The sequence below is a fragment of the Blastopirellula marina genome (assembly GCF_002967715.1).
Lineage (GTDB): Bacteria > Planctomycetota > Planctomycetia > Pirellulales > Pirellulaceae > Bremerella > Bremerella marina_B.
In genome coordinates, this window is record NZ_PUIA01000074.1 from 315,018 (window position 1) to 339,448 (window position 24,431).

Annotated in this window: 17 protein-coding genes, 1 pseudogene and 1 riboswitch; of the genes and pseudogenes, 7 read left to right on the forward strand and 11 right to left on the reverse strand. The window is 52.9% G+C overall.

The window, feature by feature from the left end; all coding sequences use genetic code 11:
* Positions 1-30: 30 nt before the first annotated feature.
* From pncA to C5Y96_RS23430, 3 genes are read right to left on the reverse strand one after another with little or no spacing between them, the layout of a single operon-like run.
* Complete coding sequence (gene pncA / locus C5Y96_RS23420) at positions 31-642, reverse strand: bifunctional nicotinamidase/pyrazinamidase (RefSeq protein ID WP_105358476.1); 612 nt, start codon at positions 640-642, stop codon at positions 31-33.
* An 8-nt stretch (positions 643-650) separates the two neighbouring features.
* Entirely contained in the window at positions 651-1,358 is a 708-nt protein-coding gene (locus tag C5Y96_RS23425) for an NUDIX hydrolase (RefSeq protein ID WP_105358478.1), read from the reverse strand.
* A gap of 11 nt (positions 1,359-1,369) precedes the next feature.
* Positions 1,370-2,842: a nicotinate phosphoribosyltransferase gene (locus C5Y96_RS23430; RefSeq protein ID WP_105358480.1), complete on the reverse strand. Its 1,473-nt coding sequence runs from the start codon at positions 2,840-2,842 to the stop codon at positions 1,370-1,372.
* 235 nt (positions 2,843-3,077) lie between these two features.
* Between C5Y96_RS23430 and C5Y96_RS23435 the strand changes: the two genes are divergently transcribed.
* The 4 genes from C5Y96_RS23435 (at position 3,078) to C5Y96_RS23450 (ending at position 10,176) form a co-directional block, all read left to right on the forward strand.
* Complete coding sequence (locus tag C5Y96_RS23435; RefSeq protein WP_105358482.1) at positions 3,078-6,041, forward strand: FAD-binding and (Fe-S)-binding domain-containing protein; 2,964 nt, start codon at positions 3,078-3,080, stop codon at positions 6,039-6,041.
* Between the two features lie 298 nt (positions 6,042-6,339).
* Positions 6,340-7,743, forward strand: a complete 1,404-nt coding sequence (locus C5Y96_RS23440) for an SUMF1/EgtB/PvdO family nonheme iron enzyme (protein WP_105358484.1) — start codon at positions 6,340-6,342, stop codon at positions 7,741-7,743.
* 55 nt (positions 7,744-7,798) lie between these two features.
* A complete protein-coding gene (locus C5Y96_RS23445) occupies positions 7,799-9,181 on the forward strand; it encodes a Gfo/Idh/MocA family oxidoreductase (RefSeq protein WP_105358486.1) in 1,383 nt (460 codons plus the stop codon).
* 80 nt (positions 9,182-9,261) lie between these two features.
* A complete protein-coding gene (locus tag C5Y96_RS23450) occupies positions 9,262-10,176 on the forward strand; it encodes a hypothetical protein (RefSeq protein ID WP_105358488.1) in 915 nt (304 codons plus the stop codon).
* A gap of 3 nt (positions 10,177-10,179) precedes the next feature.
* On the opposite strand, the gene C5Y96_RS23455 is transcribed toward C5Y96_RS23450, so the two are convergent.
* Entirely contained in the window at positions 10,180-13,524 is a 3,345-nt protein-coding gene (locus C5Y96_RS23455) for a c-type cytochrome (RefSeq protein ID WP_158261384.1), read from the reverse strand.
* 366 nt (positions 13,525-13,890) lie between these two features.
* Positions 13,891-14,083, forward strand: a riboswitch (cobalamin riboswitch).
* A gap of 93 nt (positions 14,084-14,176) precedes the next feature.
* Here C5Y96_RS23455 and C5Y96_RS23460 point away from each other — a divergent pair.
* Positions 14,177-16,174: a TonB-dependent receptor plug domain-containing protein gene (locus tag C5Y96_RS23460; protein ID WP_105358492.1), complete on the forward strand. Its 1,998-nt coding sequence runs from the start codon at positions 14,177-14,179 to the stop codon at positions 16,172-16,174.
* Between the two features lie 396 nt (positions 16,175-16,570).
* On the opposite strand, the gene C5Y96_RS23470 is transcribed toward C5Y96_RS23460, so the two are convergent.
* The 6 genes and pseudogenes from C5Y96_RS23470 to C5Y96_RS23490 all read right to left on the reverse strand — a co-directional run bounded on the left by C5Y96_RS23470 (position 16,571) and on the right by C5Y96_RS23490 (position 21,842).
* Entirely contained in the window at positions 16,571-17,314 is a 744-nt protein-coding gene (locus C5Y96_RS23470) for a metallophosphoesterase (RefSeq protein WP_158261385.1), read from the reverse strand.
* A gap of 95 nt (positions 17,315-17,409) precedes the next feature.
* Positions 17,410-18,351, reverse strand: coding sequence for an MJ0042-type zinc finger domain-containing protein (locus C5Y96_RS23475; RefSeq protein ID WP_158261386.1), 942 nt, complete (start codon positions 18,349-18,351; stop codon positions 17,410-17,412).
* A 71-nt stretch (positions 18,352-18,422) separates the two neighbouring features.
* A complete protein-coding gene (locus tag C5Y96_RS23480; protein ID WP_233199074.1) occupies positions 18,423-20,033 on the reverse strand; it encodes a hypothetical protein in 1,611 nt (536 codons plus the stop codon).
* Positions 20,034-20,129: pseudogene (locus C5Y96_RS28215) on the reverse strand (MJ0042-type zinc finger domain-containing protein); the annotation flags it as partial.
* A 125-nt stretch (positions 20,130-20,254) separates the two neighbouring features.
* Positions 20,255-20,899: a hypothetical protein gene (locus C5Y96_RS23485; RefSeq protein WP_105358502.1), complete on the reverse strand. Its 645-nt coding sequence runs from the start codon at positions 20,897-20,899 to the stop codon at positions 20,255-20,257.
* A 106-nt stretch (positions 20,900-21,005) separates the two neighbouring features.
* Complete coding sequence (locus C5Y96_RS23490; protein ID WP_105358504.1) at positions 21,006-21,842, reverse strand: ParA family protein; 837 nt, start codon at positions 21,840-21,842, stop codon at positions 21,006-21,008.
* A 235-nt stretch (positions 21,843-22,077) separates the two neighbouring features.
* Here C5Y96_RS23490 and nagB point away from each other — a divergent pair, with 235 nt between their 5' ends.
* The gene (gene nagB / locus C5Y96_RS23495; protein ID WP_105358506.1) at positions 22,078-22,869 is read left to right on the forward strand and encodes a glucosamine-6-phosphate deaminase; all 792 of its coding nucleotides are present in this window, start codon (positions 22,078-22,080) and stop codon (positions 22,867-22,869) included.
* A 12-nt stretch (positions 22,870-22,881) separates the two neighbouring features.
* Positions 22,882-23,886, forward strand: coding sequence for a rhomboid family intramembrane serine protease (locus C5Y96_RS23500; RefSeq protein WP_105358508.1), 1,005 nt, complete (start codon positions 22,882-22,884; stop codon positions 23,884-23,886).
* Between the two features lie 13 nt (positions 23,887-23,899).
* Here the strand turns inward: C5Y96_RS23500 and C5Y96_RS23505 are convergent, their stop codons facing one another.
* Positions 23,900-24,385, reverse strand: a complete 486-nt coding sequence (locus C5Y96_RS23505) for a hypothetical protein (protein ID WP_146115784.1) — start codon at positions 24,383-24,385, stop codon at positions 23,900-23,902.
* Between the last annotated feature and the right edge of the window lie 46 nt (positions 24,386-24,431).

The window sequence follows — 24,431 nt, forward strand, 5'->3', positions numbered from 1 at the left end:
TTCCTTTCCATGGCCATCTTGTCTTAATGACTACTGCAACTCCGATTGAATGATCTCGACTCCCGCCGACTGCATCTCTTGAATCGCCTTCTCACAATCGCCTGCGTTAAGCTCGACTCCGCGAATTCCCTCGAGACAGACCGACGTCTTGAACCCCAGGGCCACCGCATCGAGTGCCGAGAACTTCACGCAATAGTCTGTTGCCAAGCCAACCAACTGGACCTCACGGACTTCGTGCCCACGAAGCAGTTGCTCAAGGCCGGTCGACTTGCGGTGATCGTTGTCAAAAAAACCGCTATAGCTATCAATATGGACGTCTGTTCCTTTTTGAATGACGTGATCAACGCCGTTCAGGTTCAGCTCTTTTGCCAGGTTCGCTCCCTGGCTGAGTTGTACACAGTGGTCAGGCCAAAGTACTTGCTCCAAACCATCCAGCACAATAATCTCGCCAACTTCTCGTCCATCGTGCTGGCTCGCGAAGGAACGATGATCGCCAGGATGCCAATCCTGAGTTGCGACCACCAGAGGAAACAATTCCATCAATCGATTTGCGATCGGAACAACCTGGTCCCCTTCGCTAACGGCCAAAGCTCCCCCGGGCAGGAAGTCATTCTGTATATCGATCAACAGTAGGGCCTTCATAAGTTCCCCTAAATCTCGAAATTGAATCCTTGCTTGCTCAATCGTTCGTACGCTTTTTCGTCAAACCGGTACAGTCGCGCGGCTCGGTGAGCGACATCTTTTTCGATCTCGTCAGTCTCTTGAACGATCTCCATCCCCAGTACCTTTTTGCGAAAGTTTCGCTTGTCCAGTTCTCGATCTAGAATGACCTCGTACATATGCTGAAGCTGAGTAAGTGTGAACTTTTCTGGCAGTAGTTCGAAGCCAATCGGCTGATAGCGTACCTTTCCTCTCAATCGCTCGTGCGCGGCCTTAAGTATCGTCGCGTGATCAAACGCGAGATCCGGAAGCTCGTTCAATGAAAACCAGGCAGCATTTCTCGCGTCGGTGCTGGCCTGAACATCGTGCCCCTCTAAGTTGACCAGTGCGTAGTATGCGACCGTCACAACTCGCTCGCGAGGATCGCGATCGATCTCACCAAATGTGAACAATTGCTCCAGGAAGATGTCCTTCAGTCCCGTCTCTTCCTGAAGTTCACGGCGTGCTGCCTCCTCCAAAGTTTCGTCCACGTGGACAAATCCGCCTGGCAACGCCCATTGGCCCTGATACGGCTGTAAATCGCGTTGGATAAGCATGACTTTCAGTTCTTCTTCGTCGAGTGCGAAGACGACAATATCGACGGTCAATGCGGCCCGTGGGTATTCGTATTGAAATTTCTTTGGCGGCTTACTTCGCATCGCAGTTCTTTCTATTCACCCCACTGTGGATCGCGTTTCTCTTGGATCATGAAGTCTCTTACTTCATGCAGGCTGATATCGAGACCTACAGGGTACTCGTGGGGGTTCATGAAACGACGGATGGTGGGATGAACCAACTGCAACTGCTCGATGGCCCTGGTACGAATGGTTTCGAGCGGTTCGGTTTCCCCAACGCGTACCCCGTTGCGCATCATGGGAATCAGCAGGTCATACGCCTGGGCGTGATTGGCGAGCCGCTTTCGCCGTGTTGTATCCTTCGAATCGACGATGATTTCTCTTGAGTCAATGCCAAGGGTTTCGTCGTAGATCATGTCGCCAATTAAACCTTGGTCGGATTGATAGCGACGTACCTGCAGTATCCCGGGAATCGATGTCTTGATGGCCTGCTCCGAAAGCTTCACCTTCGGCTCCCAGCTGCCATCTTCCCGCTGTAGTGCGGCCAGCTTGTAAACACCACCCAGCGCGGGTTGATCGAATGCGGTTGCCAGTTTGGTTCCCACACCCCAAACGGCAATCTGGGCTCCTTGATTCTTCAAATTCTCTATGATGTGTTCGTCAAGGTCATTCGAGGCAACGATCGTGGCGTTGGGAAATCCTTCTTCATCAAGAATCCTGCGAGCTTCAATACTCAGATAGGCCAAGTCCCCCGAATCGAGCCGAATGCCAACCATTTCGTGCCCTCGCTGGCGGAGCAGCTTGCCGGCCTGACACGCTTGTCGCACGCCCTCGATCGTGTCATACGTGTCGACCAGGAAAACACAGTTATTCGGCATTACCTCGGCGTATCGCTCGAACGACTCAAGTTCGCTATCAAACGACATCACCCAGCTGTGAGCGTGGGTTCCTTTGACGGGAATACCAAACATCTTACCTGCTAAGACATTCGACGTAGCCGCACATCCGCCAATATAGGCCGCTCGGCTGGCCGAGATGGCTCCGTCTATCCCTTGAGCGCGTCTAAGTCCGAATTCAAGAACCGGGTCATTTCCGGCTGCTGCCCGAATTCGAGAAGCCTTGGTGGCAACGAGTGTTTGAAAATTGATCATGTTCAACAGAGGCGTTTCCAACAGTTGGCACTGAAGGATCGGCCCTTTAACACGCAGCATCGGTTCTTGACCGAAAGTCACGGTCCCTTCTGGCATCGCATCGACATCCACGCATAGTTTCAAGTCATGCAATGCATCTAAAAATCCTTGCTCGAACAGTGGCTGCCCGTCGTTTCCCGTCAGCTCTGCAAGGTAGTTAATGTCTGATTCGTCAAATCGATATACGTCTAAATAATCGATGGCTTGTTGCAGCCCTGCCGAGATCGCATAACCTCCTTTAAAGGGTGGCTTCCTGAAGAAGAGATGAAAGACCGCCTGTTGATCGGCGCGACCTAACTTCCAATAGCCATACGCCATGGTCAGTTGGTATAGGTCCGTTAGCAGGGCCAATGGTGGCTGATAAAGTTGCTTGAGCATCGTCTCCTCACTTCCTAAGTGTATTATCGACACTATCGTATAATAGTCAACGACATTTTTGCTGGTTTTGTCCCGCAAAACAAACTCTTGAATGCCAGCTGGCGAAAACCGAATATTTCTCCTCACCGACAAAATCGGCGTTGTAGATGATCCCGGATGGGAATTCGCTGCCGGTACCTTAAGATGGAGGATCAACGCTTGATGGTCCCACCTCTCTTCCATGAATTGCCACCCTATGGAATCGACGCCCCCAACGGTCGCCCAACCTCTCGCCGCAGAATTCGATCAACTGCAATCCCAATTGAAGGGGCAACTGCACACCGGATCGCTGATGCGACGCCTTTACGCGACGGATGCTTCCGCCTACCAGCAGATGCCGCTCGCCGTAGCAATCCCCGAAACCACGGAAGATATTCGTCAACTCATCCTGTTCGCCGATCGCCACGGCGTCGGACTGATTCCTCGAACGGCCGGTACCTCTTTGGCCGGGCAGGTCGTCGGTGGCGGCATTGTGGTCGACGTTTCACGACACTTCACACAAGTACTCGAAATCGATCCAATCGAGAGAACGGTTTGGGTAGAGCCTGGCGTAATTCGTAATGAATTGAATCTAGCCCTCAAGCCTCATGGAATGTTATTCGGCCCGGAAACCTCGACCCAGAATCGGGCCATGATCGGTGGCATGGTGGGCAACAACTCTTGCGGCTCCAATTCAATCAAATATGGCAGCACGCGGGAACACCTCTTGGAGATCGAAGGATTTCTCTCCGACGGGTCACATGTCACTTTTGGCCAACTGACGGTCGAAGAGTTCGATGCCAAATGTAATGGCCCCGCCTCGCTGGAAACAACGATCTACCAGCAGATCCGCGAAATGCTGTCTGATGAAGCGAACCGCCAGGAGATCGAACGGGAGTTTCCCAAACCCTCGATTCCACGAAGAAATACCGGCTACGCGATCGATCTGTTGATGGACGCTGAGGTTTTCGATCGCTCTACCACGAAGCAATTCAACTTCTGCAAGCTAATCGCCGGAAGTGAAGGCACACTTTTCTTCGCCACCCGGATCAAGTTGAACTGCCTGCCATTGCCGCCCCCGATCAGCGGTCTGATATGTGCCCACTTCGAGACTGTCGACGAGTCGCTCCGCGCGACACAGATTGCCGTTAAGCACGACTGCTATGCCTGCGAACTGATCGACCATTACATTTTAGAATGTACCGAACGAAGCATCGAACATCGAGAGAACCGATTCTTTGTACAGGGCAAGCCTGGTGCAATCATAGTAGTCGATATCCGCGGGCAGTCTCAGGCAGAAGTGCAGGGCGTGTGCGATCGCATCATTTCCCAGATGCAAGCCGCCGGCCTTGGCTATGCGTATCCGGTGCTCTTCGGTGATGATACCGAAAGGATCTGGGACTTACGCAAGGCAGGGCTGGGTCTACTGGGTAATATGCCTGGCGATGCGAAGCCGGCTCCGGTGGTGGAAGATACCTGTGTTGATGTAGACGACTTGCCAGAGTACATCGCCGAGTTCAATCGACGACTCAAAGAACGATTCGGGCTCGATTGCGTTCACTACGCCCACGCAGGCAGCGGTGAAATCCATCTTCGCCCTGTGATCAACCTCAAAACACCCGAAGGGAATCAGCAATTTCGCAAAGTCGCCCAAACGATCGCAGAACTGGTAAAGCACTACCGAGGTTCACTCAGCGGCGAACATGGCGACGGACGTTTGCGGGGTGAGTTTCTCAAGCAAATGATCGGTGCGCGAAACTACGAACTTGTGCGTCAGGTCAAACAAACCTGGGACCCCAAGGGAGTCTTCAACCCCAACAAAATCGTCAATACGCCACCGATGAACACGTCGCTTCGGTATACACCAGGGCAGAAGACGAAACAGCCGAAGACGTTGTTTGACTTCTCGGCGAACTTTGGCATCTTGGGGGCGGCCGAGATGTGCAACGGTTCTGGCGACTGTCGGAAAACGGAACTGAGCGGTGGGACTATGTGCCCTAGCTATATGGCCACACGCGACGAAAAGCACACAACGCGTGCGCGGGCCAACACGCTTCGCCAGATCATCATGGACTCAGACGCTGCCAATCCGCTCGACAGCGATGAGATTAAAGAGGTGATGGACCTTTGTCTTTCCTGCAAAGGGTGCAAGAAGGAATGTCCTTCGACCGTTGACATGGCCAAACTAAAGGCCGAGTTTCAGCAGCACTACTACGATGCTCACGGCGTGCCAAGACGGGCAAGGCTGATCGCAGACTTCTTTAACAAACAGAAGCTGGCAGCAAGGCTACCTTGGCTTTGGAATTTGATGTTTGGGACGCCTGCGATTCGGAAGCAGCTCAATTATCTGACTGGGTTTCATCCCGACCGTACAATTCCGCTTCTGCCTAATCAAACTCTGTCCACTTGGCACGCCAAGCACAAGCCACACAAAAATGCGGGAAACGTTGGGCGGGTTCTCTTCTTCAACGATGAATTTACCAATTTCCATGATCCTAAGATCGGTATCGCCGCGATCAACCTGCTTGAGCACTTAGGTTATGACGTCGCGGTCGCCCCAATTGAGGAGAGTGGTCGCACCTGGCTGTCCAAAGGGATGCTGCGCGAGGCCAAGCAAAGAATTGACTACAACTTGCAAGTGTTGAAGGGGGCAATGCGCGACGGAATTCGCATGATTGGAGTCGAACCTTCCGCGATTCTGACCTTTCGCGACGAGACGATGGAGTTGGCTGAACCAGAATTACGACCGATCGCCCACGAGATTGCTCCGCGTTGTTTGATGTTTGAAGAGTTCTTTCAACAAGAGATGCAGGCCGGCAAAATCACAGCAGATTCGTTTACCGATCAAGCCAAGTCGATTCACCTGCACGGGCACTGCTTTCAAAAGGCGCTTGCAGGCCAATCGGCAAGTATTGCGGCACTCAACCTACCCAGAAACTACACTGTCAAAACCATCCCCAGCGGATGCTGTGGAATGGCAGGGTCCTTCGGCTATGAAACAGAGCACTACGACGTGTCGATGAAGATCGGCGAGTTAGTACTCTTTCCCCGCATACGCGAGCTGCCGTCCGACGTATTGCTGGCCGCCCCAGGCACCTCTTGCCGGCATCAAATCCATGATGGGACTCGGCGCAAGGCGATGCATCCGGCTGAGATACTTTGGGAAGCCTTACAGAAATGACCCCAGTTTCGGCGCAAAAATACTCAATTTGATCAGATTCTATTCGAATTTTGTCATCGGGCTTTTGCGATTTTGTTGCAATTGACACCCATGATTCAGAAATATCCCGCGTTATCTACAGGAAAAGTTCAATAGCGCGATCTATCACCTAAATTCGCAAACTCTTGCAACGAATTCACGTTTGCCTAGAATTAGCGCACACCCCATGACCATCATTGTTCATTGCCTCTCTGTTTCTCCCTCCACCTAACTACCTTATGTAAACCCCGTTTCCGCAAGGGGTCTCAAAGCACAACGAATGAAACTGTCGCTTGCTCTATCCTTATGTCTGTTCGGTATTTCATCTGGTCTGGTGTTTGCGGCCGAAGTTGATTTTGCGAAGGACGTCGCACCAATCCTGGAAACGAATTGCGTATCGTGCCACTCGGGCGACGAGCCAGCTGGGGACTATCTACTGACTTCGAAAGAAAATGCCTTCGAGTCTGGCAGCGGTGGAGCGATCCTTCCCGAGTCGCCCGAAGACAGCATGTTTTACACGATGACGGTACTCCCTCGGACCGACGAGCTACTGATGCCACCACTACGCTCAGGTGGGCCGCTTTCCAAGAGCGAAACCGAAACGCTCAAGATCTGGATTGCCGAAGGTGCCAAGTGGCCCGAAGACATGACACTCAAGGCCCGTGCGAAAGAAGGCCCCAAGTTCGCGACTCCGGATGACTTTGAACTGGTAAAGCAGATACATGCCAAGATTGTCGCCCAGGCCAAGAAGGAGCAGGGAGACCCGGCAAACTATAAGAACACGATTCCTGTCACCGAGGTGCAGTATGAAATGATCGCCATCCCAGGTGGCGAGTTTGTCATGGGCAGCCCCGCGACCGAAGAACTACGTCGCCCAGAAGAAGGCCCGCAAACCAAAGTCACCGTCGATCCATTCTGGATGGGTAAGTGCGAGGTGACTTGGGATGAGTACGAACCGTTTATGATCACCCAGGTCGATCGCCGAAAAGATGGTTCGCGCATTGATTACGATGCCAATGCCCACACGATTGTCGATGCTGTCAGCCAGCCAACGCCACCTTACACCGAGATGAGCTTCGGGATGGGGCAGCATGGCTATCCTGCCATCAGCATGACACAGCACGCGGCGAACAAGTACTGCCAGTGGCTTAGTGCCCAGACAGGGCATTTTTATCGTCTACCGACCGAGGCAGAATGGGAGCACGCCTGTCGGGCTGGCACGACGACCGCTTATTCTTTCGGTGATGATCCGGAAAAGCTATTCGACTACGCGTGGTTCTACGACAACGCGAACGAGAAGTACCAAAAGGTCGGCCTCAAGAAAGCCAATCCATGGGGTCTACACGATATGCACGGCAATGTCATGGAATGGTGCGCCGATCAGTATGTGCCAGATTACTTTGAAAAGATTCAAAGCTCGACCAAGAACCCGTTCATCAAGCCCGTAAGCCTGTATCCGCGAAGCGTTCGCGGTGGCGGATGGGACGATGATCCAGATCGACTTCGCAGTGCGGCGCGGCGCGGTAGTGAAGCAGCCTGGAAACAGCAAGACCCACAACTTCCCAAGAGTATCTGGTACCACACCGATGCTCAGCAGCTAGGCTTCCGCATTGTTCGCCCCGTGAAGGTTCCCTCGCCAGAGGAAATGTATTTCTACTGGAACAGTGCGAAAGACGTCTTCTAAACTTCACTGCTCTTATTAATCCCCAACTCCTACCCGACTATTCACAGGACCTACAATGAGCGAACGACTGCAAACGAAAAACAATCGCCGCGACTTTATCAAGATGGCCGGCGCGGCTTCTGCTCTGAGTGCTTTCGCTGTGCCCCATGTTCACGCGGAAGAAAAAGAAATTGGCAAGATTCAAGTCGCACTGATCGGCTGTGGTGGTCGTGGAACCGGTGCCGCTGCCGACTCGCTGAACGTCCCATCCGGCTGCACCAAGCTCGTCGCATTGGCCGACGTTTTCCAGCATCGTCTGGATGGTAGCTACAACGCCCTGAATCGCACTTTCCAAGAAAACAAAGATAAGGTTGATGTCCCTAAAGAACGGCAGTTCGTCGGCTTTGAAGCTTACAAGCAAGCGATGGACGCACTGAACCCAGGCGACATCGTTATTCTCGCTACGCCGCTTGCCTTCCGCTGGGTCCACTATCAATATGCCATCGACAAGGGCTTGAACGTCTTCATGGAAAAGCCGGTCATCGCAGATGGTCCGAGCGCCAAGAAGATGATCGCATTGGCAGAATTGGCTGACCAAAAGAACATCAAGTCGGCAGTCGGCCTGATGGTGCGTCACTGCCGTGGTCGGCAAGAACTCCACGACCGCATCCAGAATGGCGAAATCGGTGATATCGTCTGCATGCGCGCCTACCGTATGCACGGCCCGGTCGCATCGGCGTTCAGCACTCCGAAGCCAGAAGACAAATCGGAAGTTATGTACCAGATCGAACGCTTCCACAGCTTCCTGTGGGCCAGCGGCGGCTGCTTCAGCGACTTCTACATTCACCAGATTGACGAAACTTCGTGGATGAAGAATGCCTGGCCCGTCAAAGCTCAGGCTCTTGGTGGACGCCACTATCGTGGCGAATTCATCGATCAAAACTTCGATACCTATGCGGTCGAATACACCTACCCCGATGGCTCGAAGCTGTTCTTCAATGGTCGCACCATGCTTGGCTGTCGCAACGACATGTCGAGCGTTGTCCACGGTAGCAAGGGCTCAGCGATTGTTAGCACCTCGGGTCACACGCCAGGCAAGGTTCGCACATTCAATGGACAGAACCAAAATCGCCGCGAAGTGATTTGGGCCTATCCGCAGCCCGAACAAAACCCATACCAACTGGAATGGAATGACTTTGTTGATGCGATCGTCAACGATCAGCCATACAATGAAGTCCATCGTGGTGTTCAGGCAAGCCTGGTAACCAGTATGGGGCGCATGGCAGCTCACACAGGCCAGGAAATTACCTACGAACAAATGCTCCATTGCGAGCAAGAGTTCGCCCCGAACGTCGACAAACTTACCGCCGACGGGCCGGCCCCTGTGATGCCAAATGAAGAAGGCAAATACCCAGTTCCAATGCCAGGTCAGAATCGCGACGTCGAATACGTGGTGTAACCTACAAGTCACACGCGAATTGCGAAAGCGTTTCAATCATTCGATTGGAACGCTTTTTTTGTGCGCCAATTGTTTGCTACATGCTTACCGGCAACGATAAAGTACAAGATGTCTTGGTCAGACCTGAAATGAAGGAAGTTGCCATGGAACCATTCGGATCAACAATGATCGAGCCAGCAGAAGATCATGGTTCCGATTGGGGCACTCCAGAACGAAAGCCTGTCAATGTGATTTTGGTGATCGGAACAATTCTCGCTTGCTGGGCACTCGCAATGTTTGGCCCATTGAGCATTTTCTTTCCGCTACTTGCTATCGGTGTGATTCTGCACCTTCTAAGCAAGCGACAATTGCTGGCAGCGTTTTCGATTGTTGCGTTTTCGCCGTTCATGCTTGCAGTTTTCATAGCAACTGTCAGCTATGCCACCGGTACGGCAACGCTGCAGGGAATGGGGTATCCAGGCAATGGTTATTTCAATGTAGATCCGACGAGCCGATGCCTCCGCTCCAACGGTGGATGCTGTGTTTCGGGGAACGAATGGGTATTCATCCTGCCGAATAACATGACAGTCACCGCATTGTCTGTAACGTTGGGACCGATGGCTGGCAGCTATCGTGGGTCTTATCCAACGGAAGCCGAGGCCAAGCAGGCCATTCAGACTGGCAATGAGGTTGCTGAGAAGGATCTACGCGCCGGTTTCTTCGCTATAGATGGGTACAACGTCAAGCTCGACGAAGGAGTCGGCTCGCGTTTACTCGAGAGGCTCCACTACGACTTTATCTACAAAGAACCCAAACCGCCCATTACCGCCGCGATCTACGACCAGGACTGCTTTATTCTCCGCATTCCCGTCGCTCAAAATTGGGATACTAAAAATCCCTCGGCGGCTATCGCGTTAATCTCTTCGGAAAAGGGACGCCCCTTTGCATTCTATGCAGAGGGAGATTATCACCAACCTTTCCCACCGGTGACATGGAATAGGTCCCCTGACGAGTAATCTTTACTCCGACATATTCGTCTTTTGGGTCTCCAGGAAACGCAAGAGATCAAGCAGTTCGGACTGAGGAATCTGCTCGACAAAGTTGCCCGGCATCAAAGACAAAGGTGACTGTTTGCGAAGTTCGATATCACTCTGTGGTATCCGAACTTCCTTCCCTTCGGCATTGGCAAGCACGAGAACTTCCCCTTCTTCGCGTCGCGGCAGTCCTGAGACGACCTGCCCGTCGATCGTTTGAATGAGCACTGTCTTGAACGCCGCATCTACATTGCGGCTGGGTGCCAAGATGTCTTCCACGATTCGCTCTAGTGGCCGATTGCCGATTCCGTCGAGTTGAGGCCCGATCAGATTGCCCTGGTCGCCGATCTTATGACACGCGGCACATCGCTTCTCGAAAGACTTCGCTCCAGCTTCTACCGATGGTTGGCTGGAAGTGTAAATCGCTCGAATCTTCTCGATCGTAACTTGCTCTTGATCCGAAAGGGATGGCAACCCCGAAGTTAGCTTGGCGATTCGTTCCTGCAGCCCTGATGATTGAACCACAGCAGCAGTTTCCTGCTGCCACTTGGGATTCTGCAGCACATACGGAGAGGCTTTCCCATGTTCGATCGCATCCAGCAAGGCACTTATACCTTCCTTGCTATTTCCAAGAGCAAAAGCAAACTCCGATTGTTGCTCAGTCGTCGAGTTCTTCAGTTGCTCTACGAGCGAGCGGAGTACCTTGGCATTCGTCTGCCGTCCGAGAAGTTGAATTGTTCTCTGTCGTTGGGAAGGCACAAGGTCTGTTTTCAGCAACCAATTCACCAGATTATCGGATAACACGTCACCGCGTCCCAATTGCTGCAAGGTTTCTGCGATCGAGATTCGCGATTCCCAATCTAAAGTAGAATCCGCGAGAAATTCTACTAATCGAGACTCCGCTGAAGTCAATCGGAAGTCTCTTACCATTTGCAATAGATCGGCCTTAGACGCCCCTGTCTCTTGAAGAGGCAAAGCAGGCACTTCCGGCGAAAAGTCGCGCACCGCGATCCAGGCGTAGGCCGCGGCGGAATTCCCGTCAACCACTTCCACGTATCCAGGCTTTCCAGCATGCTCGCCGGTTGAAAGTGCATAGTGCGAGGCAACATCATTTCGAGGGACTGTCTGCTGAGCAATCACTTGGTTTCCATCTGCCAGCAAGACGCGAATAAGGTTCGATTCAGGACTCTTCGCCCCCGGTAGCCCATCCTGGCCACACAGCCAAAATTGAATCTCCTTTGGTAATGGAAAACTACGGCTGCGGAGAATGCCCGTTTGTTGCTCTCCGTGGACGATGCTATCCAGAAAAGAACGCGTTTCGCCTGATGTGGTCGTGCGGTCTCGTAGTGCCCACGGATTGATCGCTAATGCCGCTTCTCCGCGAATTGGATGGAGCGTCCATGCTTCCGGGCTTGCTAACTCTGCGGAGAGAACGCTCCAAAGGCGTTCGGCCCAGGCACGTGCAAGTGGGTTATCGAATGCACGTCGGCCCGCCTCTTGTTCGGCGTGGCTAAACTGACTCAAAACCGAAAGTTGACTCCACGCAGGAGAATCTTTCGTTAACTCGACGATTCTCTCGAGCATCCTGGAATCATTTAGACTGGCCGCTTGTCGGGCAACTCGCCGCAGAATCTCCCAATCTATCGAACTGCTATCGGTCCGCAAGATAAGCCACTGCGCTGCCGGCTCCGTCTCAGACACTTTCGCAATGGAAGTCAATTGCCCTGCTTCCTCATCGCTCCATTTATGAGAGCCAAGTAAAGCAACGAGTTCAGCCGAACGAAAGTGCTCGCGAAGTGCCAGTCGAATCACATAATCGAGGTGCGTATCTTCGGCTGGATTTTGCTTCCAAGCTAATAGTATCGGTCGCACATTGGCAGCATCGGGGTGGCGTCCCAGGGCATCGACAGCGGCTCGAACGACAAACGCATCTCGATCCTTTAACGCTTCACGGACAATGCCATAGTCCATTTCAGTCCAGACCTCGCGCTCGGCCAAGGCCTTGATCAAGTGAACACGCACCAGTCTATCTGAGTGGCCAGCAAAGCGTTCGATCTCGTCCTTAGTCAGTCCTTTGATTCGCTCCAACACCCACAGCGCATGGGCCAATTGACGCGGGCTTGCCTGATCGCGGATCGACTCGATTATCAATACAGCCGCATCCGAGTATTGGCTCACTAACAGGTTGGTCGCCTTGGTACGAACCAGCAAGTTTGTACTGTCCAGTTGCGCTACTAACTCGCTAACGGATTGTGTAGTCAGGTCTGTTGCCGAGGCAAGCGGTTGCGAGGAGTCGTCATCTCCGCTGTAAACAATTCGCCAGACGCGTCCATGGGTTCGATCGCGATCCGGATGATCGAGAGGAGACTCGTAATGCCCGATAATCGGATTATAGAAGTCGGCCACATAGAGCGCTCCGTCTGGCCCCATGATGACATCGACCGGACGGAACCAGGTATCGTCACACCGAACCATGTCTGGCTGCGTATCGACCTGATAGGTGGAACCAAATTGCTTTAGTTGGTCACGATGAATGACTTGTGATACCGGATTACAGATGAAGAGGTTATCGCGGTACGCCTGGGGAAAATGCTCCGCCGCGTAGTAGGCGGGACCACAGATCCCCGTCGATCCATGATTGTGGTTGATCATCGTTGGGCCAAATCCAAGTGCATCCGGCTTAGCCCCGAAGTGAGGATACTTGGCACCTCGCAACAGCTGGTAAACCGGCATCGAGTGGCAATCGGCATCGTATAGATTCCCAAGCGGGTCAAAGGTCATACCAAAGGGGTTAACCTGGCCGAATGTAAACGCTTCAAACCGGCTGCCGTCAGCCTTAAAACGATAAGTATTTCCCGACTGCATGTGGGTCATATTACCTTGGCCGTCGGTAATTTCAGAGGTATTCGAGAAACCGTGGCAGCCATAGATCCACCCATCAACCCATGGCGTGAACGAGTTGACCATGCCGTGCGTGTCGATGTTCCCTACCGAACCATAAAGCTTAGTTCTTTCCTCAGCGATTCCGTCTCCATCGGTATCTGTCACTTTATCGATGTTCGGAATGCTGAAGATAATCGCCTCGTCTCCCTTGCCAAGCGGTGTCTGGCCGATGGGAATATTCAAACCGGTAACAAACGTGGTTACCTTCTTCCCACGCCCATCTTCCGAAAAACCTTCGACAACGGTAACCCAATCACTAGGAGCATGCTGACCGACACCTGCGAATCGATCTGGCCGAGGCTGGACACCAGGAGAGTTTGCGGGATAGGGGTACTCGACGCTGCTGGTAATCCAAAGCCGCCCACGGGCATCGAAATTCAGATTCATGGGCTGCCCAATGTCAGGCTCGCTTACAACCAGCTGAATCTCAAACCCAGGCGGCAGCCTAAAAAGCTTCTGCTGCTGCTGAGGTGACTTAGGAGGGTCTGCAGCTAGCAACAACGCCCCTGGGGCAAGAACGAACACAACGTGCAAGAGGAAGCAAATGGTCTTCATAGAGCAGGCAGGCAAGGATGAGGTGAGCAAAAATGAGCTGTACCCTGAGTATATCTCCGCGACTGAGACTATTCCAACCATTCCGGTAAACAGTCATACACGCGACTTTTCCGGCTCGGTAAGCGGGCGCAGTCATTCCGGATTTAAAGGAGCCATGCCCCCGCAAGGTCGATCTAATCAATACGACGTATGCGTTTTGCAATTGCTAGCAATGCGTGCGTTACCACCGTGTCTTAGGGAACGAGGAAGTGGAGTGCAAGTCTCCCACCGCCCCGCGACTGTAACGAGGACGAGCGTCACAAGCCACTGAAGCAACCGCTAGGCTGTTTTGGGAAGGGTGGCGTGAGGATGAATCGAAGTCAGGATATTCGCCCCTTCAGACGTTTCTGCAATCAAACATTTCCACGAGGGATGGAAAGGTCAACACGTGAAATGGATTCATGGCTGGGGCCCGCCAAGTTTGGGCTCAATTTGTTTATTGGGAATGGCATGCTGGGGTACATCGGCGTCTGCTCAAGACCTGGTATCAACTCAGGCAACTACGGTACAACAAGCGGCCCTTCAAGAAGAAGCGGAAAGTACCGACGCCACGGACGACGTGCCAAGCACTTCATCGGTTCCTGATTCTGACGTACCACTTTTGCCTCCAGTCGTCGTTCAAAGCGAACCCAACAGCGGCGATACCCAGCGCGACTACGATGCAACGTTTTCCAACGCAACCGTCGTCACTCCAACTGCTACTGGTACCGAGGAAAGAAAGTTCGGCGGTACCGTGCAGGTGATCGCCCGTGATCAAATTGAAAAGTCCGATGCCTTTACCGTAGGTGAGATTCTCGCTCGACAACCAGGGGTCGATGTGGTGAACTCAGGCGGCCCAGGTGGCGTTCGATCGATCTTCTTGCGCGGAGCGAACTCGCAGCACACCAAGGTTATGATTGACGGATCACCGGTAAATGATCCCAGCAGCCCCAGCCGTGGTTTCGATGCGGCAAACCTGACGCTCGATAATGTCGAGCGAATTGAAATTCTTCAGGGGCCTCAAAGCTTACTCTATGGGTCGGAAGCGATCGGCGGTGTCGTGAATATCATCACGCGTCGTGGACAAGGTCCGATGTCCGGAGCAATCTCTGCCCAAGGGGGTGCTTTCGGAACACATCGCGAAGGGGGCTACGTTCAAGGCAGTCAGGGAGCGTTCGATTATTCGTTCTCGGGATCCTGGTTAGATACCCAGTCATTTTCAGCAGCGTCTAGCGGCGTCGAAAACGATCCCTTTGAGGTCGGAGCACTTTCTGGGGCGTTTGGAGTTCAACTTACCGACAACACCGAATTTGTTTACCGCCTGCGTTATACGGATGCTCGGGCACACATTGACGATGCTTCTTTCTCCATCGGAATTCCTCCTACGGATGATCTTTTGCGGCTCAATTTGACGAAGAATTTCGTTCAACGATTTGAGATCAACAACACGCTGCTTGATGGCAACATCCAACAGCAGTTTGCATACGACTACACCGAATACCAACGAAATGATCGGGATGACGTCTTCCCTGCCAATGCCGAAGGAGCAACTCGACAGTTTACCTACCTGGGAACGGCACTGTTATGGCCAGACCACGAGTTTTCCGTTGGCGTGCAGCACTGGGATGAATCGGCAACCACCGAGTATCTTCCTTCTCCGCCTGAATCGGCGAGTCAGTATCAGTCCGGCATCTTCTTCCAGGACCAGATTTCTTTTTGGAATCGCCTACATTTGACCGCCGGAGTACGCTGGGACGATCATAGTGCGGCAGGTGCACATCAAACGTATCGAACGACCGCGGCCTACGAAATCCATGAGACCAACACACGTCTTCGAGCAAGTCTAGGCACCGGTTACCGAGCCCCTGCGTTGTCGGAAAACCTCTTTCCTTTTGGAACGCCGAACTTGCGTCCCGAGCAGAGCCGAGGCTGGGAATATGGGATCGATCAATCGCTGTTCGACGACGATGTTGTTTTGGGAGCGACCTACTTCCGCAACGACTACCAAGATTTAATACTCTTCGATCCAATGACCTTTACACTCCTGAACATCGGTCAGGCTCGCTCTCATGGCGTGGAATTGACCGCTGATTGGTATATCAGCCCAGCGTGGACGGTGTGGGGATCTTATACGCATACCGATACCTGGGATGCCGATACGGGCCTTCCTTTGGTGCGCCGTCCCAAAGACAAAGGGACGTTTGGTATTACACGATACTTTGGATCTGGTTGCGGTTCGATAACGCTGGCTGCTCGCATGGTCGGTAATCGCTTGGATGCCCGTGATGGATCCGTTGTATTGGCTAACTACAACGTGATCGACGTGTATGGCGACTATTGGATTCGTCCGAACATGCGTTGGTTCTACAAGATCGATAACCTCTTCAACGAGCAATACGAAGAGGTCACTGGCTACGCGACTTCCGATGCGGCCATCTATAGCGGCGTCGAGTGGACGTTCTAATCCGATGTCCACCAAGTCCTGACGCGTAAGGCCCTTTGTGATCCGTCCACGAAGGGCCTTTTTTATGCGATTATCCGGCACCCTATTAGATTTTGCCGCAGGCGTTTAATCCCCTCAGCAGACAGTCCCGTCCCCGACAGCGTCATTAGCTTGAGACCTGGGTGTCGAAGGATCGATTCGATGGCGGCGTCCGTTAATGGAGCCTTCTCGCAGTTCAAGACCTCCAGGCTTTGAAGCACGTCGAAATGCCGTAGCGATTGGTCATCGGGCTTCCATTCACATCCCGAGAAGTCCAACGTATGCACTTGGCCGCTCTTTCGTAGACGAATGAGCGCGCCTTGCGATTTCAGGAAGTCAATTATCTCTACCGGATCGGGCTGTTTCGGCATTGGATGTTCACGCGAGACGTGAGGTATCAGCGAAAGGCTGGCACTGGCCATCGAGTTTCATCGGCAGCATGTTGAACTTCAAACCTGAAATCGATGCTCCGCCATTGTGGAAATGAATTCCACGAAAAGCATAATCGCTCATAGGAACGTGGGTATGTCCAAAGTAGACGTTTTGTACGGAACTACCCATATCCACTTTCTCGTTGGTAAGGTAGTCCCAGATTCTTCCAGCGACAACGCGACGAGGATTGGCCAATTTGCCGACCACAGCGTGAAGGCGAGAGCGAATGGCCATTTCGTAAATCTGGTGGCGATATTCAGGCTGCTTGAATTGATGCTTCCGGTTTCGCTGTGTGGCCAGCGCCAGATTGGTACGTTGCTTTAGGTGCACCGCATCGCCATGCAACATGACCGCCGAACCGATACGAAGGAAGTACGGTTCCCAGTGAAAGTTTTCGTTCGCTTCAGCCACGTCTCCAAGCCGACTCACAAAGTCAGCGTGGCAATCATGGTTGCCCAGCAAATAGTGAAATTGACAATTTCTATTCGACTCGACCAGGTCAGTCAGCCACTGCATCGAAGCGTCGATAGTTGCCTCGACCGATGGTAGTGTCGTCCACGAAAAGTCAACGATGTCTCCGCCCAGTACGAACACGCGAGCCTCGGCGGCGCGGGACAGTATCTCGTCTTCATGTTCGTGGTAGATCGAGCGCCGAGAAAACATGTGAAGATCGGAAAGGAACCAATCCATACTTTCCATCCTCAAAAACACAATGGGCAACAAATGGATAACCGTTGTCCTATTGTAACATGTCGAACACCCAGGAAAGATACACCGCCGGCGTTTTAATGCGTTATGTATCGATCCCCAGAGATCTCGAGGGATGAAAAAAAATAGAGAACTTCGGGCGAACGAAGCATCTCGCGTTTTCCTGACCACATGGCGGTGATTGTCTTGCCTTTTGCCGAGAATTTACATACGACCGCGACATCTTTTGTTAGGCGACTATCCTTGCTGACAAGAATGTAGCGGTGAACAGCTACTGAATCGGTTCGATAGGTGACATCAGAACTGATTTTCATAACGTTTCCGGCAGGTACTCCCTGAAAAATCTCATCACGCTCCACCTTAGCAAAGAACTCGTTCCATTCCGGATGTGACTCCTTACGAAATTCCACTCTCAAGGTGCCGAACTCTTGATCCTTGAGCGTAAGTGTTCGTATCTGGTCCTCATCCTCCGTCTGAATCCTCGGATCGCCTGGCATGCGAACGGTGTAGCCCCAATGAGTGTCGCTATACGGCCTCCAAGTTCCATTCAGGTTCTCTGTATCGACAACCCGTGGATCGGCCAGTTCCAGCGGAATGGCGTTCTTGTCGTATGCATATTGAAAAGCAATGACCGTTCCAACGATAAGCAAGATTGCTGCCACACACCCGCTGCCAATCAGAACGGTCATCTGCCGCCGCTGTTTTCGCTGCCTGGCAGACGTCACATTGGCAGCATATAAAGCGTCTACATCTTCGTGGGTGTCAAAGAATGCATCAGCGGAAGACTCAGCAGACAAAGTATCGGGTGAAGAGGAATTAACGCTGGAGTCGCCTGCCTCACCTTCAAGCGTTTTATTTCCAGCAGACTCAGATACCTTCGGAGCTATGGTAGTGCGGCTTCCACCTGAAGCGACACGAAATGGCTCGCCGCAACGAGGGCAGCGGACCGCCTTGCCAACCAAGTGGTCTTTTACTTTGAAGGCTGAATCACAGTTCGTACACTTAGCAATCGCCGTCACGCCAAACCTGCCGATCTACGGTAAGGCTGTTGTTGAAAGGGAGACTGACAACTTAAGTGGACTTGTGCGGACTAACCCGAACCGGGGTAGGGATTGCCTTTCACGTTGATCGATTGAAAGAACTTGTTCACTTCCGATGTGGATTGGCTGCCCGACCAAAGGAACATGAACATACGTTGCTGTGTGAAGAGGAGCACTACCCGACTTTTCCCCGGTCGGCTCCGCAGGATGTCCGCCGAAAAGTGATACTCAAAAAGCGGGTAGTTGTCGAGCGTCATCGAATCAGTCTTGGTGAGGTACTTGCTTGCACCCATCAGGTTCTGCATACCAAAGACTTCGAGCTGTTCTTTCGATGGCATTTGGCCCGATTGAGGCGGGTTTCCTGGGATCGAAGAGCTGTACATCATGACGAACGACGTGTCGTTGCGAATGATGCGATACCCTTCGACCTTCGTCCCTAACCAGGGTCTCTCGATACTTGGAATCGGATCGAAGTTTGATGGAAACTTAACAGTTACCAGCCCCGCCGGCCCGCGAGCTTCGGTTGGAAACTGACTTGTCACCTGTGTGACGTAATCAAACTTGTTCGCCCCACCGCCACTTGATCCAAGCGTGCTGCTGATCGTGCTGACGGCATAAATCAACATAATCAAAAGACCAACGCCAAAGACAACCCCGACCGCGCTGACCACGAGTGTCGAATTGACGGGCAGCGAAAATCCTCCGGACTCTTTGGTCTGGCCAAAACCTTCTTGCTCGGCCAAGACTTGAGCGACTTGGTCGACGTACTTCGAGCCTTCCACGGCCTCCAGATCGTCGATCGAGCAGCCGCGTCCGAGAAGCTGCTTGGCAGCGGCCATGGCCCTTTCGAGAAGCGCGGGAGCTTGAGTGTAGATATCGTCGTGCTGACCAGGCAGGGCAGGGCGGTAGAAGCCGCCCTCGTTGTCGGCAGTCACAACGTCATCGGTAAAGGTGCCTTCAATGACTTTCTCTTTCGCCGAACGGTGAAAGCCTGCTTTGTCCTGACTCGGCTTCTTGGCTGGTTTGGAAGTCTCTTCGGTGACCCCGGCGATCAGTTCGTCCTCGTCGATGTCCATGCTGCTGGCAGAGGACGAGGCTGGTTTTGCCGGCTTATCTTCTTGAAGACCAAGTTCCGAATCGACGATCGGTGCTTCCTCGCCGGGACGGGAAGCTTCGATGCGAATTTCTTTTTCGTCAGGGGAAATCAGCGGGGTGAATTCCGAGGGGGAGGAAGCTGGGGCCTGCATTGAGGCAACTCCACCTGCTTGCTCCTTCAGGAAATCCTTTGGTGGATTACATGGCGCTCCCCATGGAACTTCTAGCGCTGGAATATGTCGATCACCTGGCAGAATAACGGCCGAGAGAGTTCGGCGACTACGAAGGATGGGGCTTTCCTTACCAGCCGGAATCTGATGAAGCTGCTTCTTGGCAGCAGACTCGTCGGCCGCAACATTGCCTGATTCTGGTTCGCCTGACCATTTGGGTCGACCAGACGATTTTGCTGGGGAAGGCTTTTTCCCTGCAACGCCCTTCTCGCCAAGCACCTTAGAACCCGAGTGGCTCTTGGGTATTACCTTCGATTTCGAGAGATTCGCCGCCGATCCATGCTGTGCTTTTTCTTCGCTGGAAGGAGCCGTGTCAGTTAGTTTGACATCAAACACCTTTTTACATTTGGGGCAACGCACTGACTTGCCATTAAGCTCGGCTTTGGCTTTAAACTTGGTCTGGCAATGAGTGCACTGTGCGTATGAGGTCATCCTGAGCCCAGATTTGCAACAATTAGCGGTCGAGTCGGTAGTCAATCACGTTGTTTGATACCCCCTCATTCTCACTGGGGGGGCAGCAAATTTCAACCGCGCAACTGGTGATCTGTTCCGGTCAATTAACCTTTTTGCGGAATCACAACCCGAACAACCACTTCGCGTTTCGATTTCCCAAGAGAAAAAGGCATTGTCTGGTAGGTCTCGGCATAAGATCGCCGAAAACGAAGCGTGTAGTCATCGCTGGGCGTAAACTCGACGGGAACACTAAAACTTCCGTCCGGACGCGTTAGGTAGGCATTCAGGCACTGTGTGGGCCCGAGAAGATCGACTGGCAAATTGGCCACGGGGTGGTCATTTTCGTCAACCGCGATTCCTCGGATCACGCCATGATCTTCTTCCAAGCGGTCCGCCTCGGACATTTTCAAGATTAGTTGCTTTAAATCGTCGGGCTCGGAAGTGCGAATCACAACCCGATCATTGTCAAAATCGGCTTGTAAACCGCCAGAAAGCGCGACCGAGTCCTCCGCTTTTGAGAATAGCCATCGGACATCGCGGTAATTGGCCCGATACTCGGCCGTGGGCAAGACTTCATCGCCTGCCAGTAAGGGAGACGCCAAAAGCGCCTTAGCTTCGGTAGAAGAAGGATCAAGAAAATAGGTCGTCAAACGGCCTCGATAGCGCCATTGGGTTGTGAGAACGATTGCGATTGCAACCACAACAAACAGCCCCAGAAGACTCTTCAGACTAAAGCGAAAACCCAGCATTCGCTCAAAATCCCCTTCGGAATTCAAAAATGGACGACACATGCCGTCCATTTAATCAATACCGTCGCCGGGGAAAAGAATCAACGTCTAAGCGGAAAGAGTCGTTCTAAGCCGCCGCCGATTCAGCCATGGCTTCTTCGGTTGATTTGCTGGACAAACCGAGGCCCAAGACTTCTCGAGCCAGGTTGGTGTAGTCCTCGGCACCGTTGGAACTGGGGTCATAATCGAAGATTGATTGCCCAAAACTTGGTGCTTCAGCCAAGCGAATATTGCGGCGGATACGTGTTTGAAAGACTTCCGCACTTGCCCATGTCTTGCCTTCAGACGTTCCCCGGTCGAAGAAATCATGGACATCGCCAGCCACTTCGCCGGCCAGGCGAGTTCCAGACTCAAACAGGCAAAGCACTACCCCGGTGAGCCTCAATCCCGGATTAATTCGCTTGGAAACGATATCGACGGTACGAAGCAGCTTGCTCAAACCGTGCAAAGCAAGGAAATGAGGTTGGAGCGGCAAAAAGACTTCGTCAACACATGCCAATGCGTTAAGCGTCAGTACACCCAGGCTCGGCGGGCAGTCGATGATCAGGTAATCGTATTGCTTGCCGTGGACCTCCATCGCGTCACGAAGAATCATCTCGCGACCGACTTCTCCGGCGAGTTCCATTTCAGCAGCGGCCAAGTCGAGATGGGCTGGGATGCACCATAGGTTTTCGCCTGCTTCATGACGAACTTCCTCCAAGGAAGCTTCCCCCATTAGTACCTGATAAATTGATTCGGTCCCCGAAGCGACTCCAATTCCCAAATGAAGTGAGGCGTGTGCCTGGGGATCGAGATCCAAAACACAAACTTTGTGCCCCATACGTGCGATCGCAGAAGCGAGGTTGACGGCGGTGGTCGTTTTTCCAACGCCCCCTTTTTGATTCAAAATAGCAATCGACCGCATGACAACCTCCTTGTTGTAAAGCGAAACTATCCGGCAATTCTGGCGCGTGCAGCGGTGCCAGCATCGTGAAGGATTGTAATCAGGACCGCCAAATGATTTCCAGACCGGTTTTCCCTGAAATCCCGCGCAAGTTTATATGGTCGTTGCCTTTTCCGTTGCGGGCCGGTGGTCTATGATCGAGAGCTTGATAGCATCCTCCTGCCAAGCCCTTATAAGAAGATAGAGGAAACGCCCCGTGCGTGTCATTATCGAACCTTCGGCCGAACTCGGAAGTCAGCGTGCCGCCGCGATTGTCGCTCAACTTGTTCGCAAGAAACCCCGTGCTATCCTGGGGTTAGCAACTGGTGGCACCCCGCTGAAGCTCTATCAAGAGCTGATCCGTATGCACCAAGGCGAAGGGCTCGATTTTTCGCGGGTTACCTCCTTTAACTTGGACGAATACGTCGGCCTGCCGCCAACGCATCCGCAAAGTTATCGCCACTTCATGACGGAAAACCTCTTCCGTCATATCAACATCGATATCCGCAACACCCATGTCCCAGATGGCCGGGCACTCGATTATGAGACCTACGGATCTCAATACGAGGCCATGATCGACGAGGCCGGTGGCATCGACCTGCAGATCCTTGGCATTGGCCGCGACGGACATATCGCGTTTAACGAGCCGGGTTCGTCGCTGGGAAGCCGAACCCGCTTGAAGACGCTTGCTCCGGAAACAATTCGTGATAACGCCCGCTTCTTTGGTACCGAAGAAGACGTTCCTCGCTTGGCCATCACGATGGGAGTGGGTACCATCCTGGAGTCGAAGAAGTGTATACTTCTCGCTTTCGGCAAGGAAAAGGCCGAAGCGATCGCCGCGACGGTCGAAGGACCAGTTACGGCACAAGTCACCGGAAGCGCATTGCAGTTCCATCGGGATGTGGTCGTGATTCTCGACGAAAAATCGGCCTCGCAATTGCAGCGGCGTTCCTACTACGATGAAGTAGAGGAGGCGCATCGGCGGCTTCAATCCGGAGAAGTCAAGTAACCACAGAATGTCATGCGCCAGATCGGTAAGCTCTCTTCCGAAAACCATGCTGCACGTTTCGTCGACTATTTGTTGACGCAAGGCATCCACTCCAAAGCCGACGCAAACTCGCAGGGGGAGTGGTCTATCTGGATTCACGAAGAAAACCAAGTCGATCAGGCGCGCACGGAACTAGAGGCATTCCGCTCCAATCCCGACGACACTCGCTACCGCTCTGCCGGCGACGAAGCCGCTGGCATCCGGAAAATGGAGCAGCTTCGGGAAAAAGAGCGGCGCAAGAACATTCGTGAGGTAAAACATCGCTCGGTCGGGACAGGTGCAGGACTCTCAGGGGCACCAGTCACCAAAGGCATCATGATCATTTGCATCGGGATTGCTGTGATCGGCATGTTTGCCTCCAATTACTCGATGAAAGACCCCGGATTGGGTGACCAGCTTTACGGTGCCCTCAGCTTCCTATCCCCTCGTGACTTGCAAGCGTACGAGATTTCGCCGGAACCTAACTCACTTCGTACGATCGAACGAGGACAAGTCTGGCGGCTGATTACGCCGGCTTTTCTTCATGCACGCGGCGGAAGCATGGCCATCATGCATGTTGGCTTCAACATGTATATGCTTTTCATGCTGGGCCCTATTTTGGAACGCCGTATAGGCAGTTTCCAATTTTTGCTGCTGAACCTCGGATTGGCACTCGCCGGGAATCTGGCCCAAGGGGTAATACCTATGCTCATCGAGCTTCACGGTGGCAACCTGGTGCAATTCGAGCGATTTTACGGCGGGGTAAACTTCCTGGGCTACTCGGGTGTCGTCTATGGGTTGTTTGGATACCTGTGGATGCGCTCCAACAACGATCCAACCTTTGGCATCATGATCAACCAGTCGTCGATCATCATACTTATGATCTGGTTTTTCCTGTGCTGGTTTAATGTGATCGGCAGTGTCGCCAATCTGGCGCATACCGGCGGCTTGGTTGCTGGCATGCTTGTGGGTTACATCCAAGCGATGTCGAGGCGTTGAATCGCCGATACCACTATTGAGGTTTCTTCGAGGTCACGTCTGCGAAAAATGCGGCGAGACCGCTACGGGTTGGCTCTGGCTTGGCGACCAGTAGCTTCGCGTCGTCCGGCAGTGCCAGCAATCCTTTCTCAAGATCGAACCGCACGACCGTCGACTCACTCTTTTCCGGCCAGGAAAAGACGACTTCATGCGTCCACTCGGGCTGTGCATCATCTTTGGATATCGTCTGAGTAAAACTAGCGTCCTCGATTAGGGCCTGGCGGAAATGAACTAGCCCACGGGCCTTGGAAATAACGAAGGTCTCCCCGCCGGTCTTCAGCTGGACAACGGGAGCGTAGCGAATATTCTCACCATTGGCAGCTCCCCAATAGGCAATTGACGCATACCCCTTCGACCAATGATGCCAGACCGTAATGGCGGCCAGAGTCGCCGCGATTAGGATCATCGCAGCGACGACCAGCTTGCCGGAGCTAACGCCCGACCGGGAAACCATACTCATACGGAAAGATGCCAAAGAGAGCTCCTATCGGGAATGTTCGTCCAAG

What these genes read in the sequence shown, in the direction of transcription:
- pncA (WP_105358476.1), bottom strand. Translation starts at nt 642, where the DNA reads ATGAAGGCCCTACTGTTGATCGATATACAGAATGACTTCCTGCCCGGG.
- C5Y96_RS23425 (WP_105358478.1), bottom strand. Translation starts at nt 1,358, where the DNA reads ATGCGAAGTAAGCCGCCAAAGAAATTTCAATACGAATACCCACGGGCC.
- C5Y96_RS23430 (WP_105358480.1), bottom strand. Translation starts at nt 2,842, where the DNA reads ATGCTCAAGCAACTTTATCAGCCACCATTGGCCCTGCTAACGGACCTA.
- C5Y96_RS23435 (WP_105358482.1), top strand. Translation starts at nt 3,078, where the DNA reads ATGGAATCGACGCCCCCAACGGTCGCCCAACCTCTCGCCGCAGAATTC.
- C5Y96_RS23440 (WP_105358484.1), top strand. Translation starts at nt 6,340, where the DNA reads ATGAAACTGTCGCTTGCTCTATCCTTATGTCTGTTCGGTATTTCATCT.
- C5Y96_RS23445 (WP_105358486.1), top strand. Translation starts at nt 7,799, where the DNA reads ATGAGCGAACGACTGCAAACGAAAAACAATCGCCGCGACTTTATCAAG.
- C5Y96_RS23450 (WP_105358488.1), top strand. Translation starts at nt 9,262, where the DNA reads ATGCTTACCGGCAACGATAAAGTACAAGATGTCTTGGTCAGACCTGAA.
- C5Y96_RS23455 (WP_158261384.1), bottom strand. Translation starts at nt 13,524, where the DNA reads ATGAATCTGAATTTCGATGCCCGTGGGCGGCTTTGGATTACCAGCAGC.
- C5Y96_RS23460 (WP_105358492.1), top strand. Translation starts at nt 14,177, where the DNA reads ATGGCATGCTGGGGTACATCGGCGTCTGCTCAAGACCTGGTATCAACT.
- C5Y96_RS23470 (WP_158261385.1), bottom strand. Translation starts at nt 17,314, where the DNA reads ATGGATTGGTTCCTTTCCGATCTTCACATGTTTTCTCGGCGCTCGATC.
- C5Y96_RS23485 (WP_105358502.1), bottom strand. Translation starts at nt 20,899, where the DNA reads ATGCTGGGTTTTCGCTTTAGTCTGAAGAGTCTTCTGGGGCTGTTTGTT.
- C5Y96_RS23490 (WP_105358504.1), bottom strand. Translation starts at nt 21,842, where the DNA reads ATGCGGTCGATTGCTATTTTGAATCAAAAAGGGGGCGTTGGAAAAACG.
- C5Y96_RS23500 (WP_105358508.1), top strand. Translation starts at nt 22,882, where the DNA reads ATGCGCCAGATCGGTAAGCTCTCTTCCGAAAACCATGCTGCACGTTTC.
- C5Y96_RS23505 (WP_146115784.1), bottom strand. Translation starts at nt 24,385, where the DNA reads ATGAGTATGGTTTCCCGGTCGGGCGTTAGCTCCGGCAAGCTGGTCGTC.